Consider the following 15,530-nt stretch of genomic DNA (forward strand, 5'->3'; position numbering starts at 1 on the left):
AGCGCTTTCGTGCTCAGGGCATTCACATTATCGACGCGGACAGCGCAGCAGAGCCTGTTCACGCGTCCGGTCATCCCTGCGCCGACGAGCTCGCGTCGATGTATCAATGGTTGAGACCCCGACTGGCGGTGCCCGTGCATGGAGAACAGCGACATATGCTGGCTAACGCCAAGATCGCTCGGGCAAATGGCGCGGCGATGGCCTTGACGGGATCCAACGGTGATTTGTTCTATCTGGCTCCCGAGCCGGGTATGCGCCGAAAGGTGGCGGTCGTGGGTCGTCTGGAGCAAGACGAAGAAGGACGATTGTCAGCGCTGCCTGAGTCGTCGCCCTAAACAATGCCGCTAACGGTCTTCGTCGGTGAATATCGAATGCACGAGCGCTTTGCTGGCGCTGTGGTTTTGTTCAGGATTACTTGGATTTTTCCGAGGGGTCTTTGCTCGCCTGATTTGCCGAGCGTTCCCCGCTGAGTATGCGGTCGTAGCGGGATCGCAAACGATCGTGATGCTCTACATCGGACAGCGCATCGAGACGGTCCCTGGCGGCCGGTTCCGGAGACTTACTCTTGTCCCCACGGCCCGGTAGATCGGCAGCTCTGGCCTCACCCGCCGAGCTGGCCTTTGCACCGCTTCGAAACTGTAGCAAGACAAGCACGAGAGAGCCGTAGACGATTACGATCTTTGCGATGAGCGCATAGATCAATGCCCCGGGATGTTGCTGGGCGAGGTAAATTCTAACGTCGTCGTAAATCAACGAGCTCACAAACGCGAACAACAGCACAGCGGCGGATCGGGCAAGCTTGTCGCGATGCTTACCTAGAAAGTAGAGCAGCGAGGAGTATTTGATAATCCGGAAAATGGACATATTCGTCAGATACCGATGTTGATGCCCAAAAGTAGAGCTACGATTCCGAAGCCCTTCCAGCCAAGACCCGACCAAATTTCTTTTTCTTTCTCGGCAACCAGATACTCAAGATCGTCCTGGGCATATTCTGCTTCTGTGCGGCCCGCGTGAATAATGTCCTGACGAACTTTGGCCACGGCCGCTTCTCGCAGACGTTTGCGTACGGCCTTGGGTATGCGGGGTTTTGATCCGCGGTCTGGCTCAGTCATGGTGTAAGCCCTGTTTTTAAAATGTACAACAGCATAAGTCACAGCATAGTACCGGCGTCATAGCAGATACAACCGATGCATTGCCGCACAGCGAATGTCTGCGTTCGCTTGAGGCCTTTGTGCGATAAATAGAAGGTTAGTTTGGAGAGTGTTGCGCTCGATCAAAAAATGACCGTTACAAACTCGGACTTTCTCCCTACACTGGGGTTGGGGTAAACCAATAACACTAAAGGTACCGCGTATGTTGGAAAAAGAATTAGCTCAAGCGACTAAGATGGCAGAACAGGCGAGTAAGCGTGTAGAGCAGCTTCGCCAGCGTCTGCTAAAAGAAACAGAGCGGGCCCATGGCTCCGCAAAGAAAGAACTCGCATCCGTCAAAAAGAAATACAAAGCCGCAAATGCACGTTTGAAGAAAGCACGTGCTTCGATGCGCAAAAAAGGAAACAACGCAGACAAGCAGCGTGTAGACGCCCTGATGAAGCAAGTGCAAGAGCTTGGAGATACGGTGAGCCAGATTTCCAGGGCCGCCTACGAGTACGCTGAAAAGCTCGTGCCCATGCGTGCAGATCTCGCCTTGGAAGCTCGCAAGGCTCAAGCTGCAAATCAGGCGGCGACCATGGTAGAGAAGGCAGCGGCGCGTCTAGCCAAAGCAAAGGCCAAGCCAAAAGCGAAGGCCAAAGCGCCCAGTAAGGCTGTAGCCAAAAAGGCAGTGGCTCGAAAAGCGCCCGCTAAGAAAAAGGCGCCCGCTAAGAAGAAAGTAGTGGCGAAGAAACCGGCGGCGAAAAAGAAGGCCCCAGCTAAAAAGAAAGTGCCTGCTAAAAAGAAAACGACAGCCCCTAAAAAAGTGGCCTAAGGGGTCGGAATCCCGCCGGCATAAAGCCGGCGATTTTTAATCTCTCGGATTTGCTTATCGACTCAGGACTTGAATAAGTGCGCCTTGTTCAGAATCCGTGAGTAAGTAGATATCGTCGCCAAATACTCGAATGTCGCGAATGCGGCTGTCGAGCTCTTTGAACAGTGTTTCTTCCTTGATGACTTTGCCCTTGCGCATCTCTAGTCGTCGAGCTTCCTTATCGGCCAGCGCGCCAATAAAAAGGCTGTCCCGCCACGCGGGAAACAGTTTTCCGTCATACCAGGCCATGCCTGACGGCGCGATACTCGGCACCCAGGTCCACAGTGGGTCTTCGAACCCCGGAGCGCTTTTAAACGGCGATACATAGGCTCCGCTGTAGTCCACGCCATGGGTCACCGCGGGCCAGCCATAGTTATTTCCACCCTCAAGAAGATTGAGCTCATCACCGCCTTGGGGGCCATACTCGTGAAGATAGATACTTCCGGTATTGGGATCCAGGGCAAGGCCCTGAGAGTTTCGATGGCCCAAAGTCCAGATTCGCCCGGGCTCTCCCTCGGCATCCAGAAGGCCTGCAGGACGTCCGTCATCGTTGATTCGAAGTACTTTGCCGAGCTCACTGACTCGGGATTGTGCTTGCTCCCGATGTTCGAATCCATCGCCGGTGGTGATGAGCAGGGTCTCGTCTTCAAGAAATAATATTCTTGCGCCGTAGTTTTGGGGTGTGGCCTTGTCGGGGACTACGCGAAGAATCCGCTGTCCCTCGCTCAGCTTTCCATCCTCAAACCGGGCTCTGAAAATCGCTGTGCCATTCGCGTTTTCCAGACCCTCGGCGTAACTCAGATAGATCAAGCGGTTCTTGGCAAAATTTGGATGCAGCACGATATCGAAGTAGCCGCCTTGCCCGGCAAACAAGGTATCTGGAGTGCCCTCAAGAACGTGGCGCTGACCATTTTCGTCGAGGTGGATTAAGCGGCCCTCACGTTCTGTGATCAAAAAACCATTGTCTGGGAGCCTAGCCACACTCCAGGGCCAGCGTAAGTCGTCCGCCACGGTGAGCAGGCGATAGTTTTGTGCGCTGGCTACCGATGCTTCCAGGCTAAGCAGCATCATGAGCAATACAAGCCAGTACTTTTGCAGTGGTGTCTGTCGTGCTGACACGGCATCATGCGCGCTGAGCAAAGAGAAGAGAATTGGAATGTTACGTGCGGTCATGGCGTTTTTTCCTGCGGTGCTAGGCGCTTATATCGTTGGCAGTGTTTTTGCGACTCAGACGATATTAGCTGAGCTGCAAGCCATGGCGATGCCCGTCACTTTGCGCGATCGCCTGCACGCGAGTTGGCACGATCTCCTTGGGCTCACTACTAGCTACCTGCCACTTATACTGATCGCTTTTCTTGTTGCGATGCCCATTGCCGCGGGCTTAAGCCGATACCTGCCACGTGCCCGCGTTTTTCTCTATGGTCTTGCCGGGGCGATAGCGATTCTTGCTCTGCATCTCATAATGAAAGCCGTTTTGGGTCTAAACGGCATTGCGGCGGTAAGAGAGCCCCTTGGTCTCGCCTTACAATGCCTCGCCGGGTGGTTCGGCGGTTATCTGTTTTATGTATTTACTGGTCGAGCGCATCGCTGATACCGATAGCGCGCCGCGCTTCTGCGCGTTTGAGCTCCTGCTTGGCAACCATACGATAGGTCAGGTAGTAGCGATAAATATTTGATACGTATTGGACGGTTTCGCGTCCGATGTCCTCGGCGGCGATCAGCTCAACATTGTCAAACCAGACATTGGGGTCGTAGCCTCGTTCGGCGGCTTTCGCACGCAGGCGGATCATGCGCGATGGCCCGGCATTGTAAGCGCCCAGTGCGAGTAAGGCCTGGTTCAACGGTGTGACTTCTGGATCATCGAAATAGCGGTCGCGAAGGTAGTCCATGTATTTGATGCCGGCGTGAATATTGGGCTCCACCTCATGAATATTCGGAATACCGACACTCTTGTCCGACGCGGTTGAGGGGAGGAGCTGCATGACACCGACGGCACCGGCGTGGCTGCGCACGCTCTGATCCAGGCGCGATTCCTGATAGCCCTGAGCGGCTGCGAACAAATACTCCATTTCATAGAGCTCGCCATATTTTTGGAAAAGATACTGCAGATCATTGAAGCGCTGATAGTCCTCATCGCCCAGCGCGTTGCTGGCCCAATCAAAGTCCCGGACATAGCGGTTGATCAGAATATTGCCGTAGAGCGTGCCTGCGCGGTTCTTCTTGAGGAAGGCATCCACTGAGGCCTTCAGTAAGGGGCTGTCTTTTCGCAGCGCCCAGGCCGTGCGTCCGCCCTCGCGAAAGACCAGATCATTGCGAACAACCAGATCCTTGAATACACCCTCCCACATCTGTGGTTTGTAGTCGTCCACCACGGCCCAGGGAAGCAAGCCGGCATTGACCATTTCGATGAGGTCGTCGTCTTCCAGAGAACCGGGCATGACTTCGATATCGATGAGGGGGAGTCCTTGTGCTTCAAGACGATCATTAAGCGCATCCACGCTTTCCCGGTAACTGCTGCTCTCTCTCAGGTATACGGTTTTTCCGGAGAGGTCTTCAAGCTGGTCTAGCTGTGGTGCGCTGGGACCGGTAACAAGTATCTCGTTCAATACCTTGCTGGCGGGAATGCTGAAGTCCACAATTTCCTGACGCTCAGAAGTAATAGTCAGCCCGGCCGCAATGACATCGCCTCGACCCGCAAGCAACGCAGGAACAAGCTGATCCCGGGCTATGGGGATTACGAGGGTGAACATCCGGATGTGTTTGCGTTCTGGGTCCTTGTTCAGATGCTCTTCAAGTCGAGTGGCCATTTCGGCAACGATACCAACGCCCCGACCTTCGTCCAGGTGGAAGCGCCCCGGGCCATAAACCGTGAGAATCCTAAGGACGCGGTGCTCTTCCATGGCATCCAGGTCACCGACCCAGCGTCGCAGCCCCGGTGCTTCAGGATTTGCGGCAGGGTTTAAATCACCCGGGGGGGCAGAGCTGGCGTTGGCTTCCAGCGGCTCTGTCGTAGTTTCTAATGCTGAGCCTGACTCGCTTGCGACCACCGAGGACGTAGGCGATCCCGAACCTTCATTTTCCAGGGACTGACTGTCTCCGCAGGCGCAGAGGAGGCCGGCGGCCAGCAGAAGGATACTAAGCTTTCTCGTTGGGAACCCGGTCATGGCACTGTTGCTTCTCGTCGTAAGGAGTTTAAGGCCCGTATTTTGCCATTAATTTGGGTGTTGGCGCTCGCCACACCGGGAAAGGCTACGAGATATTCGATGGAGAAGTTTAGATCGTTCCGATTGCGATCAAAGTTAACTGTCAGTGGCTGATCAATGGTGAGGTACGCGCCACAGGCCTCGCCCTCGTCACAAATCACCAGATCATTGTCCAGATCAGTGCCGGCAAACAGTTGATACAGTCCGGCAGGGGTTTCGGGGAACGCAAAATCAAAGGTTTCGCTATTGGTCTGTAGGGTCGTTTGGGCGACCACCGTGTCTGTTGCAGGATCAAACAGGAGTAGGTACACGATGCCCAGTTCTGCATCGGTGGCGTCCGTCACAGAGAGAAGCACCCGCACGGAGAGCTCGTTGGCATTGGAAGTCGCGGTGAGACTCCCTTCATAGACACCGGGCGTGAGCCCGTCTCGATCGACTTCGATGGCATAGCGTCCCAGGCCCTGCTCATCGACGCTGACAGAGCTTGCGGTGATCCATGCATCATTGGAGCGCAACTGGACACTCTGCAGGTCGCCACCGCCGCTGTTTCGAAGAACGATTTCTAACCGTGTTCGAAGAGAGCTGAAGTTAAGGGCACTGCTGGAGCTGCCGAGTCGCGGCTCGCTGCCGGAGCTGCTGCCAGCCTCCGCCAGAGCGGCCTCGATAGCTTTACGCGCATTGATGATTCCATGGCCGTAGAGGTTGTCCCGGCCCACACTGCCAATATCGTCGCTGAGATCACCCTGCTCGAGCAGTCTGCTCACATCGTTGGCGCTCAGATTTGGATTGACGCTTTTCATCAACGCCATCACGCCGGCAACATGCGGTGCAGCCATGGAGGTGCCGCTGAGAAAGGTGTAAGCAAACTCACCATCGGACCCGCCAGTGCTAAGGATGCCGTCCGGGTAGCCGTCACCGTTAAAGTCCTGACTGCCATCACCACCCGGCGCCGCAAGATCAATAGCGCTGCCGGTGTTGGAGTAATTGGTGATCTGTTGCTGCGTGTTTACGGCACTCACCGAAATCACATTGTCGTAGCTCGCCGGATAACTTGGCGAGGTACTGCTCTCGTTGCCTGCCGCCGCTACGACAATGATGCCAAGCGCGCTAATCTCGTCGTAGAGTCTCTGGGTGCTGGCGCTAAAGCCACCTCCACTCAAACTGAGATTGATAACCTGCACCGGCGCATCGGGAAATGTCCCGGAATCATTCTCTAGTCCCGCGGCATAGCGCACCGCTTGATTAACGTCATAGCCAGTACCGCCACTGGCTGCCAGAGCGCGCAAAGGCATTACCCGCGCTCCATAAGCCACGCCCGTAACGCCGATGCCGTTATTGCCTCGCGCCGCAATAGTGCCGGTTACGTGGGTGCCGTGAAAATTCACTGCAGCCGGGTCTCCCCCGTCGATGGTTTCTTCCGGGTTAGGGTCTATCCCGTCACCGTCGGCGGCTTCCCGGGGATCGCGAATAAAGTCATAGCCGGGGACCAGCTGTCCTGCCAGATCCGGGTGGCCTGTCAGTACGCCGGTATCCACCACGGCGACGATAACCCCGGGGTTTCCAACGGTGGTTTCCCAGGCCCCGGGCACACTGATCAAGGGATAATGCCATTGCAAAGCGTAAGCTTCATCGTTCACGGATGCGGAGGGGCGCACGCGGTAATTCGGCTCGGCACTGTCTATCCCGGGCGAGCGCGCTAAACGCTTGATACTGATCAAAGTACGCCAGCGCTCTGCCAGCGCCTGCTTTTCGAACTGCGCAAAGCGAAAGTGCTGGTAGCCCAGTCGGCGGTTAATGAGCTGGCTGTCCTGGCCTGCGTCATCCAGAACCATGAGGCGGGCCCGACGTGGGCCCCCGCCAAGCTGGCGCATACGCAGGCGACGAGCAAAAGCCTCTGCCGTGTTCGTCTGTGTATTGGAGTCGGCATAGGACACAATGATCTGGCCGGGAATGACATCTTCGTAGGCGGTGCGACTGACCGGCACAAGACTCGATCCAATGGCCAGCGTGTAATTGGTCGCCCCCGAGAAGATGGACACATTGACGAGGTAGCTGCCGCTCTGCTCAATGACAAGGCTCTCGCTGGGTCCCGTTTCTATAGAGAAATCAATCAACGCTTCCGCGGGAGAGTAGAGATATAGATCGGCGTCAGCATCCTGAAACTCCGCCACTAACAAACTAATGCTTTGTCCCTGGAGGAGATCTACAAGGAAGTAGTCCTCACGATCGCCGGCGATCTGCGACCGACCTTCGGCACCCGCCCCGGGTTCATTGACGTAGCCGCCCAGGGTCGTGGGGTTGGCGATGGATTGAGGCTGTGCCGGTTCATCATTGTTAAGGAAAGGATTGAAAGGATCATTGGTGTCGCCATCCAGGCTCTGACTTGCGGATGGCTCGATGCGGCCACTGATAGACACCTGCTCCGCGATCATGGCTGCAGAGACATTGATGGTTACAGAGTCGCTGGCAGTGGCACCATCATCGTCGGCAACTATCAGTGTAAACACGAGCTCCCTATCTTCACCCAGACTCGGTGCTGTAAAGGTGGTTTGGGACTGGTCGGCGCCGACAAGGTCCACCGTGGGGCCCTCACTCTGGGACCAGGCGATGGTGACGATGTTGCCATCGCTATCACGACTGTTGCCCGCGTCCAGCGTCACTGCGTCACCCGCGCCCACGCTTTGCGCGATGCCAGCTTCAGCCACCGGCGGAATATTGGCCGGTGTTGGCGTGCTGCTACTCCCGCCCCCACCACCTCCACCGCAGGCGGCAAGAGCCCAGGTCAGTGCCGTGACAGCGAGTGTTTTATAGCCATTGGATAGTCGTTGCATGCGTGAATCGAAGTTAGGGGCGCAGCAGGATTTTGCCCATGTGAACGCCGGACTCCATGTAGTCCTGCGCTGCTTGGGCCTGATCCAGAGAGAACTCCTTGTCGATAACAACCTTGATCGTTCCAGCATTGAGGTGTGGGAACAGTTGTTCGCGTATTTCAAACACCATCTGAGCCTTTTGCGCTTCAGACTGTGCTCTAAGGGTGGACCCCGTGAGAGTGAGTCGCTTCATTAACATAGGAAGAAAATTGACCTCGGCGCTAAATCCTCTAAGAAAGGCGATATTGACGATGCGTCCTTCTGGCGCCGCGACTTCAAAATTGCGGCCAATATAGTCGCCACCGACCATGTCCAGAATGACCGAAATGCCACCCTTTAGTCCCAGAGCGTCGAGTTCTGCGACAAAATCTTGTTCCTTATAGTTGAATGCTTTAGTCGCACCCAGAGCCTCAATGCGGCGACACTTCTCGGCGCTACCAGCAGTGCTGTACACCGAGGCGCCCATGGCCTTACAGATACCGACGCCCAGTGTGCCAATGCCGCTGGCACCGCCGTGTATAAGCACGTTTTCACCGGCCTCCAGACCCGCCCGTTGAAAGACGTTGTGCCAAACGGTGAGCAGTGCTTCGGGAAGCGCGGCAGCTTCACTCAGGCTGTACCCCGACGGCACCGGTAAAGTCTGGCTCTGTGGCGCGATTGTATGACTTGCATAGCCCCCACCATGGGTAAGAGCACAGACCTCATCGCCGGGTTTAAAGTTGGACACGGCTTCGCCACAGGCCAACACTGTTCCGGATACTTCCAATCCCATAATGGGTGATGCATCCGAGGGCGGGGGGTAAAGGCCTTTGCGTTGCAGCAGGTCGGCGCGATTCAGGCCGGCAGCGGCAACTTCGATGAGAACCTCCTCAGCACCCGGGACCGGGGCTCGGTCTTCTCTTAGCGAGAGACTTCGGTCGGCCTCGTCGATGTGCACATACCGGCGCGTGATGGCTGTCATGGAGAGTATTCCTTTGCTGTTGAACTTGTATGTTGTTGATTGATGGCCAACATCGCATTCGATGGAAGGAAGGGCAAGCTATCTTCTCTCGCTGAGGGCGATACGAATTGTTACTCTTCTCTACTTTAACGACTACCTTGACGATCAGGGCCTGAGTAAAACCATGAATAAAATCAAAAACGCACTCCTCTTTATTTTAGCCAAAATTCTCACGGCTTCATCGCCGGGAGCGACTTATCTTGCCTTTGCAGGCTCCGGTAGTTCTGCGCAGCTTTGTGCGCACATTCGTCGATCGGGATTCAAGCGAGTATTGGTGGTTACCGACAAGCCACTTCGTGAACTGGGAATCGTGGATCGCGCGCTGGAAGGTTTTGCCGGTTCTGATATCGACATCGCTTTTTACGATGGCGTGGAGCCGGACCCCACCTTTGACCAGGTTGCCGAAGGTCTGGCTGAGTTAAAAAAGCACAATAGCGATGTGGTGCTGGCTATCGGGGGCGGTTCCTCAATTGATTGTGCCAAGCTCGTTGCGGCACGGGCCACCAGCGACGAAGATCCACGGAACTGGATCGGGTTTGGCAAGGTAAAGCACGAGGTGCTGCCGATTTTTGCGATTCCAACTACCGCGGGAACCGGCTCCGAGGCGACCATGGGCGCGGTTATCTCCGATCCAGTGACCCATGAAAAAGGCGTTATCTCTGGCGCCGGTTTGGGCATGGGCGCCACCGCGCTGGATCCGGATCTGCAGCTGGGTATGCCCCCGGCGATTACCGCTGCGACTGGCATGGATGCCTTGACCCACGCTGTAGAGACCGTTATCTGTCGCTGGGACCGGGGCACGAGTAAAGAGCATGCGAAACGCGCAATTCGCATTATTTTCGAAAATCTCACACGTGCCTACGACCAGGGTGATGATGCCGAAGCGCGAGAATCCATGGCGCTGGCTTCTTATTACGCAGGCATCGCCATCAACCAGGTAAACGTTGGCTCGGTTCATGCCATTGCACATCAACTGGGTGGCAAGTATCAGATTCCCCATGGGCTTGCGAACGCTATGGTGTTGCCACATGTACTGAACTACTGCGCCGCAGAGGCAGAAGGCGCCTTAGCAGAGCTTGCTCAGCTGATTGGAGTTGCTGCTTCAGGGCAAAGCGCCGGGGATCAGGCGAGAGCGTTCATCGACGCCGTTATTCAGCTTAGAGATGACGTAGGTATTCCCGCTACCTCTGAGAAGATTAAGGCCGAAGACTTTGATTATCTAGTGGATCTCGCAGTAGCCGAGGGAACAGGCTACTTTCCGCCCAAGATGCTTGATAAGGCGGGCGCGCGGGATATCCTCTCAAAGATTGCCGGCTAGTCCGGCAGTGTTTTAACGCTGCGCTATCCACGCTGCGCAGCGTGCAAGCCAGGCTTTATAATCATCAGTGGGGCCCATGGAACAGGCAAAACCGTGCTCTGAGTCAGGATAGTGCTCTTGTTCTAGGGCAACACCGGCGTCGCGCAATGCGTCTGCCATGGCCATGCCTTCATCCCGGAGCGGGTCCCGCCCGGCGGTACATAGAATCGCCGGGGGCAGTGTTCCCAATGCTGAGCTTCGCATCGGAAACGCGCGCTGCGTTGCCTCGGCCTCCGGATCTGTGCCTCCCAAATAGCTATCCCAGAACCAGCGCATCAGGTCGCTGCTCAGTGCCTGTCCCTTAGCGCAATCGATGTAAGACGGCGATGGTCGACTGTAGTGATCAACTACCGGGTAGGTTAGCAACATGCCTTTAAGCTTGGGCTTGAGTTCTTCATCTGCCTCAAGTGCTGTGCACAGAGATAATTGACCGCCGGCACTGTCGCCCGCGAGCACAATACCGCCGTTGCTCGGACCAAAGTCCGGAAGTCCGGCGACGATGGCATTGACTGCAGCCAGGCAGTCATCCTGGGCAGTAGGAAATCGGTGCTCCGGCGCCAGGCGATAGTCCACAGCGATGACCGACGCACCTGAGGCGTCGCACAGTGCCTGACAGTAAGCATGGTGGGTCTGGAGGTCGCCGATCACCCAGCCACCACCGTGAAAATAGATAACTAAAGGACGCTCGGCGGCCTTGCCCCCTCGATAAAGGTGGCCACGCAGGGGGCCGGCGCTTGTGGGTAACTCGAGAGCCCCCGGTGATGTATGAACATTAGGTGCGTGCCAGGCCTGTCGGGCGCTGAAGCGATAAAACGTTCGATAAAAGCTGACTTTGAGCTTTTGCAACATAAGCGTCACCTCTGAAATTTAGTCGTCATCGAGATCGATAGCATCGGGATCTTGCACGTACCAGTGCACCCCTTGCTCGTCGCTATGGCGACGAATTCTGCGGCGACCGAGAAGGCAGTTCAGATGCGCGAGAGTTTCGCCGGTGGCCAAACCTAGCAAGCCTTTGCCGATCTCACGTTTGAATAGCGCCGGAAAACAATCCACTGCACGCTGAGGCTCTGCAAGCAATTTGAACAGGGCGCTGAGGTCTTCTTTGTGGGACTCCAGTATCTGGGTCAATCGCACGTGCAGACCCATAAAGGGCGCTTCGTGTGAAGGCAGAACCAGCAAATCCTCTGGAAGGCGCTCACGCAGTCGCGCAGAGGAGTGCAGCCAATACTTTAAAGGGTCGCCTTCCGGCTCTGTGGGAAATACAGAGACATTGGGTGTTATGCGCGGCAGTACCTGATCACCGGAGATAAACAGCTTAAGCGCCGGGCAATACAGGCAAAGATGCTCGGGGGAGTGTCCACTGCCTTCCATCATTTGCCAGTAGCGATCACCGATAGTCAGGGTTTCCAGGTCCACGAGACGCCGATAGCGGTCCGGCAAGGGTGATACGGCTTTGCCGAAAAACCCAAAGCGTTTTTTGTACTGCTCCAGTTGCTCTTCGTCGTAGCCGGCCCGGTGATAGAAATCCACCGCGACCTGCGGGGCCGCACGACCGGTGTCTGCAACTAAAGATCGGCACATGAGGTACTCGGCGCGGGACATCCACAGGTCGCAGCCAAAGTGCTCGCAGATCCAGCCCGCGAGGCCTACATGGTCCGGGTGCATATGCGTGCAGATGACACGGGTGACCGGCTTGCCGCCCATGAATCCCTCAAAAAGAGACTCCCAGAGCTCCCGGGCATCCGGCAGATTCAGACAGGTATCAACAATTGTCCAACCGTCTCCGTCTTCCAGCAACCAGAGATTGATGTGGTTAAGGGACATGGGCATAGGAAAACGCACCCAATAGACGCCTTCGGCAATTCGTCGGGGCTCACCGGGTTCGGGGTTCACTCCGCGACCCCAGGGGTATTGGAGGCCGCGATAGATTTCTAGAGTTTCTTGATGCATAAAGGCAGGGAGAACCGCTTAGAGAGTGCGTTATAGTGGTGTCTGTTGAAGTCACTGTCCAGTTGGCTATGGTTAGCCGATAACGCTTGAGCTGGTATTTAGGAGGAAACGCGGTGTCCACCGCACTGCGCGATAAGAATCTCAGTAGCCTTGATGGGCAAGAATATGACGTTCTCATTGTTGGGGGCGGCATCAATGGGGCGGTATCCGCCGCCGCGCTCGCAGGAAAGGGTGTCCGCGTTGCGCTGATTGATCGTGGCGACTTTGCCAGTGGCGTCAGCTCTAATTCCAGCAACCTCGCCTGGGGCGGTATCAAGTATCTGGAGACCCTCGAGTTCTTTCTGGTAAACAAGCTCTGTCGGTCGCGAAACGAGCTTATGCGCGCCTACCCTGCAACGGTCAAAGAGATACGCTTTTTTACCACCATTCAGCGCGGTTTTCGGTTTTGGTCTTTCTTCGTATTCCTCGGTAGCGTGCTGTATTGGCTCATGGGTCGCTGTAAAACGCGTGCCCCTAGATACCTGTCAGCCCGGGCGATCAAAAAGCTCGAGCCAGAAATTAACACCAGCCGGGCGGCGGGAGGTCTTGAATACTCGGACTGTTACCTCTACGACAATGACGCACGTTTTGTTTTTAGCTTCATCCGTCGGGCATTGGATATGGGCTGTATCGCGGCCAACTATGTGAATTTGGATCAAGCGACCCGCCGTGATGGCGCTTGGGATTGCCGTCTTCGGGATTGTGAAAGCGAGCAAACCTATTCTCTGCGTGCCCGGGTGGTAGTCAATGCCTGTGGCCCCTGGGTCGATTCCCTGAACACGATGCTGGGTGTCGAGACACAGTATCGGCACCTGTTCTCAAAGGGTATTCATCTGATTGTTGATCGGGTGACTGACAGCCGCCGGGTGTTGACGTTCTTCGCCAGTGATGGACGGCTGTTTTTCTTGATTCCCATGGGACCCAAGACCTGTATAGGCACTACGGACATGCCGGTCAGCGACCCGTCTGTGGGAGTTACCGCGGAGGACCGCCAGTTCGTACTCGATAACGTCAACCAGTTGATTGATTTACGAGAGCCCATTCGCCCGGAAGATGTCATCGCAGAGAGAGTAGGCGTGCGTCCCCTGGCGGTCACCGGCTCTCAAGGTGCAGCTGACTGGGTGCAGCTCTCCCGTAAACACGAGATCGAAGTAAACAGAGAGCTCTCACAAATCAGTATTTTTGGCGGCAAGCTCACTGACTGCCTAAACGTGGGCGATGAAGTGGTAGAGGCCGTGGCGAGTTTGGGTATTGCAGTGCCAAAACCCAAGGCCGTTTGGTACGGGGAACCGCGAGGTTCTGTGAAAGAGACGTTCATGCAGCAGGCGAGCCAGTTGGGCCTGGACGAAATGACGGATCCTGGGTCATCCGAACCTTTGAGTGAACGTTTTTGGCGGCGCTATGGCGAGTCTGCATTTCAGTTGCTGGATCGTATTCGTGAAGTACCGCAAAGCGTTGAGTTGCTTATCGAGCATGCGGAGTACACGCGCTGCGAGATCGAGCTCACCGCCCGACGAGAGATGGTGGTACGACTCGAAGATTTCATGCGCCGACGCTCCAAGATCGAACAGGTAGTGCGTGCTGAGGATATTCGCAGCGCCCCAGGACTGGCCGAAGCTAGCCGAATTTTGTTCGGAGACACCGCGCAGGCGCGTTTAGATGAATATCTGACTACCGTGGATCGAGGTGCAAGTGACGGTTTAGAAAGTACAGACCCGCTTGCGGAAGCTCCGGTTCCACAGCCTTAGCCCGGTCAGTCAATGGGGACCGCAAGGCGTGGCCCCGCTAAGTAGCGCTCTTGCCCAGCAGAGCCTGCCGAATGTCCGGCCGAGTGCAATCTTCAGAGAGCCAGATGTCCACAAACTCCTGACCGAACTCCGGATCCTCTATGTGTCCGAGGAGTTCTCCATTGCGGCGAAAGGTGCTGCGGTTAGCGCTATCGAGTTCCAAGCTGAGTACGTCACCTGACTGAATATCTGTCCAGATATTGGCCAACTCACTGCGCCATTGTTCCTGACTCGGATGACTGCGGCCCATGTTGCTCCACTCCATTAGCGTCCTTTCTAATAGCGCATCAGCTGTGATATCCAGCAGATACTGAATTTCGAGTTTGAGGGGGCGTTCACCCTCGTTGTACGCCCCGCTCAGGGTGTACAGCCGAGAGTCATAGACTGACCAAAATAGGAACTTTAGGCGTGCCTCGCCCACTTTTAACAAGGAGGCTTGCTCGGTGTCGGGCATGCTGGTGCTTTCAGCAGACTGGCTCGTCAAGCGGTCATCAGATTGCGCTGCACAGGCGAGCAACAATATCAGCGGAAGAAGCCCGACACGCTTGCGGCGAGCGTTGTCATGTTTTGACTTGGACATTTTTGATACAAAACTTCCAAAGGATCTTATGACTTACATTTACGGTGTGTCTCGCCTATCAGATGTTTTTGGTTTTGCGCGTTCGGCGACGCGAATTACAGCCTCTCCGAGAGCCAGGGCCAGAACGACGCCGATAATGACCTTCCACTGCGGGCCGTCGTCTGGCGTAACCATGAAAAGTGCTATGGCGACGAGTAAAATAAACGCGCAAAGCAACGCGCAGAAAAGGGCGCCTGGCGCGCCCCCGGGGACCCGAAAGGGCCGTGCCCGGTCACCATCGATAGAGCGCATACGCAGGAAGGCCAATACCATTCCCACATACGGCAGCATGAACAACACAGAGCTAAAACCGAATAAAGACCAGAAAAGATCCTCATTGTCGCCAGACATGAATCCATAACCCAGCAGCGCTAAGGTACTTACCAGGCCGGTGAGCACGGCAGCGCCAAGCGGTGAACCATTGCTCGCCATCTCCACACCAAACCAGGAGGGGAGCTCTCCTTCCAACGCTGCTTCCGCCGCTGCGCGGTTTGCGCCCATAGACCATGCAGCACAGCTGGAGAAGATTCCGAATAGGAAGCAAAGTCCTAGTAGAAGCACCAAGGTGCTGGCGCCGCTCATGCCTGCAAAGGACACTCGGAGTGTGTCTATGAGTCCTTCTACAAGATTGATCTCTTCTGCGGGTATCGCTGCCAGAACGGCCAGAGTGCCCAGCACAGAGAGCGCCAGAATAATGAGTC

Annotated in this window: 15 protein-coding genes; 5 read left to right on the top strand and 10 right to left on the bottom strand. The window is 55.8% G+C overall.

Annotation, left to right across the window (positions count from 1 at the left end; all coding sequences use genetic code 11):
- The coding region (locus ACI9KD_RS14235; RefSeq protein ID WP_414981838.1) for an MBL fold metallo-hydrolase RNA specificity domain-containing protein at positions 1 to 335 on the top strand (335 nt) is incomplete at its 5' end.
- A gap of 76 nt (positions 336 to 411) precedes the next feature.
- On the opposite strand, the gene ACI9KD_RS14240 is transcribed toward ACI9KD_RS14235, so the two are convergent.
- Together ACI9KD_RS14240 and ACI9KD_RS14245 are read right to left on the bottom strand one after the other, a co-directional pair.
- Positions 412 to 864, bottom strand: coding sequence for a hypothetical protein (locus tag ACI9KD_RS14240; RefSeq protein WP_414981839.1), 453 nt, complete (start codon positions 862 to 864; stop codon positions 412 to 414).
- A 5-nt stretch (positions 865 to 869) separates the two neighbouring features.
- The gene (locus ACI9KD_RS14245; protein WP_414981840.1) at positions 870 to 1,112 is read right to left on the bottom strand and encodes a hypothetical protein; all 243 of its coding nucleotides are present in this window, start codon (positions 1,110 to 1,112) and stop codon (positions 870 to 872) included.
- A 241-nt stretch (positions 1,113 to 1,353) separates the two neighbouring features.
- Between ACI9KD_RS14245 and ACI9KD_RS14250 the strand changes: the two genes are divergently transcribed.
- A complete protein-coding gene (locus tag ACI9KD_RS14250; RefSeq protein WP_414981841.1) occupies positions 1,354 to 1,965 on the top strand; it encodes a hypothetical protein in 612 nt (203 codons plus the stop codon).
- A gap of 54 nt (positions 1,966 to 2,019) precedes the next feature.
- Here ACI9KD_RS14250 and ACI9KD_RS14255 read toward each other — a convergent pair whose 3' ends face one another.
- Positions 2,020 to 3,177 (bottom strand): PQQ-dependent sugar dehydrogenase, encoded by a 1,158-nt coding sequence (locus ACI9KD_RS14255; protein WP_414981842.1) that lies wholly within the window; start codon positions 3,175 to 3,177, stop codon positions 2,020 to 2,022.
- Here ACI9KD_RS14255 and ACI9KD_RS14260 point away from each other — a divergent pair.
- Complete coding sequence (locus ACI9KD_RS14260; RefSeq protein ID WP_414981843.1) at positions 3,161 to 3,595, top strand: hypothetical protein; 435 nt, start codon at positions 3,161 to 3,163, stop codon at positions 3,593 to 3,595. The genes ACI9KD_RS14255 and ACI9KD_RS14260 overlap by 17 nt on opposite strands.
- On the opposite strand, the gene ACI9KD_RS14265 is transcribed toward ACI9KD_RS14260, so the two are convergent.
- From ACI9KD_RS14265 to ACI9KD_RS14275, 3 genes are read right to left on the bottom strand one after another with little or no spacing between them, the layout of a single operon-like run.
- Positions 3,573 to 5,168, bottom strand: a complete 1,596-nt coding sequence (locus tag ACI9KD_RS14265; RefSeq protein WP_414981844.1) for a transglycosylase SLT domain-containing protein — start codon at positions 5,166 to 5,168, stop codon at positions 3,573 to 3,575. The two genes, ACI9KD_RS14260 and ACI9KD_RS14265, sit on opposite strands and share 23 nt — an antisense overlap.
- Positions 5,165 to 8,038, bottom strand: coding sequence for a S8 family serine peptidase (locus tag ACI9KD_RS14270; protein WP_414981845.1), 2,874 nt, complete (start codon positions 8,036 to 8,038; stop codon positions 5,165 to 5,167). Before ACI9KD_RS14270 ends, ACI9KD_RS14265 begins: the two co-directional genes overlap by 4 nt.
- Positions 8,039 to 8,051: 13 nt before the next feature.
- A complete protein-coding gene (locus tag ACI9KD_RS14275) occupies positions 8,052 to 9,038 on the bottom strand; it encodes an NAD(P)H-quinone oxidoreductase (RefSeq protein ID WP_414981846.1) in 987 nt (328 codons plus the stop codon).
- 163 nt (positions 9,039 to 9,201) lie between these two features.
- Here ACI9KD_RS14275 and ACI9KD_RS14280 point away from each other — a divergent pair, with 163 nt between their 5' ends.
- The gene (locus ACI9KD_RS14280) at positions 9,202 to 10,395 is read left to right on the top strand and encodes an iron-containing alcohol dehydrogenase (protein ID WP_414981847.1); all 1,194 of its coding nucleotides are present in this window, start codon (positions 9,202 to 9,204) and stop codon (positions 10,393 to 10,395) included.
- A 12-nt stretch (positions 10,396 to 10,407) separates the two neighbouring features.
- Here the strand turns inward: ACI9KD_RS14280 and ACI9KD_RS14285 are convergent, their stop codons facing one another.
- Positions 10,408 to 11,283, bottom strand: a complete 876-nt coding sequence (locus ACI9KD_RS14285) for an alpha/beta hydrolase (RefSeq protein WP_414981848.1) — start codon at positions 11,281 to 11,283, stop codon at positions 10,408 to 10,410.
- Positions 11,284 to 11,301: 18 nt separating this feature from the next.
- Positions 11,302 to 12,384, bottom strand: a complete 1,083-nt coding sequence (locus tag ACI9KD_RS14290; RefSeq protein WP_414981849.1) for an MBL fold metallo-hydrolase — start codon at positions 12,382 to 12,384, stop codon at positions 11,302 to 11,304.
- A 113-nt stretch (positions 12,385 to 12,497) separates the two neighbouring features.
- Here ACI9KD_RS14290 and ACI9KD_RS14295 point away from each other — a divergent pair, with 113 nt between their 5' ends.
- Positions 12,498 to 14,171 (top strand): FAD-dependent oxidoreductase, encoded by a 1,674-nt coding sequence (locus ACI9KD_RS14295; protein WP_414981850.1) that lies wholly within the window; start codon positions 12,498 to 12,500, stop codon positions 14,169 to 14,171.
- 37 nt (positions 14,172 to 14,208) lie between these two features.
- Here the strand turns inward: ACI9KD_RS14295 and ACI9KD_RS14300 are convergent, their stop codons facing one another.
- Complete coding sequence (locus ACI9KD_RS14300) at positions 14,209 to 14,790, bottom strand: chalcone isomerase family protein (RefSeq protein ID WP_414981851.1); 582 nt, start codon at positions 14,788 to 14,790, stop codon at positions 14,209 to 14,211.
- A gap of 39 nt (positions 14,791 to 14,829) precedes the next feature.
- The coding region (locus ACI9KD_RS14305) for an amino acid permease (protein WP_414981852.1) at positions 14,830 to 15,530 on the bottom strand (701 nt) is incomplete at its 5' end.

Origin of the sequence: Congregibacter sp., assembly GCF_047617445.1 — a bacterium.
Taxonomy (GTDB): domain Bacteria; phylum Pseudomonadota; class Gammaproteobacteria; order Pseudomonadales; family Halieaceae; genus Congregibacter.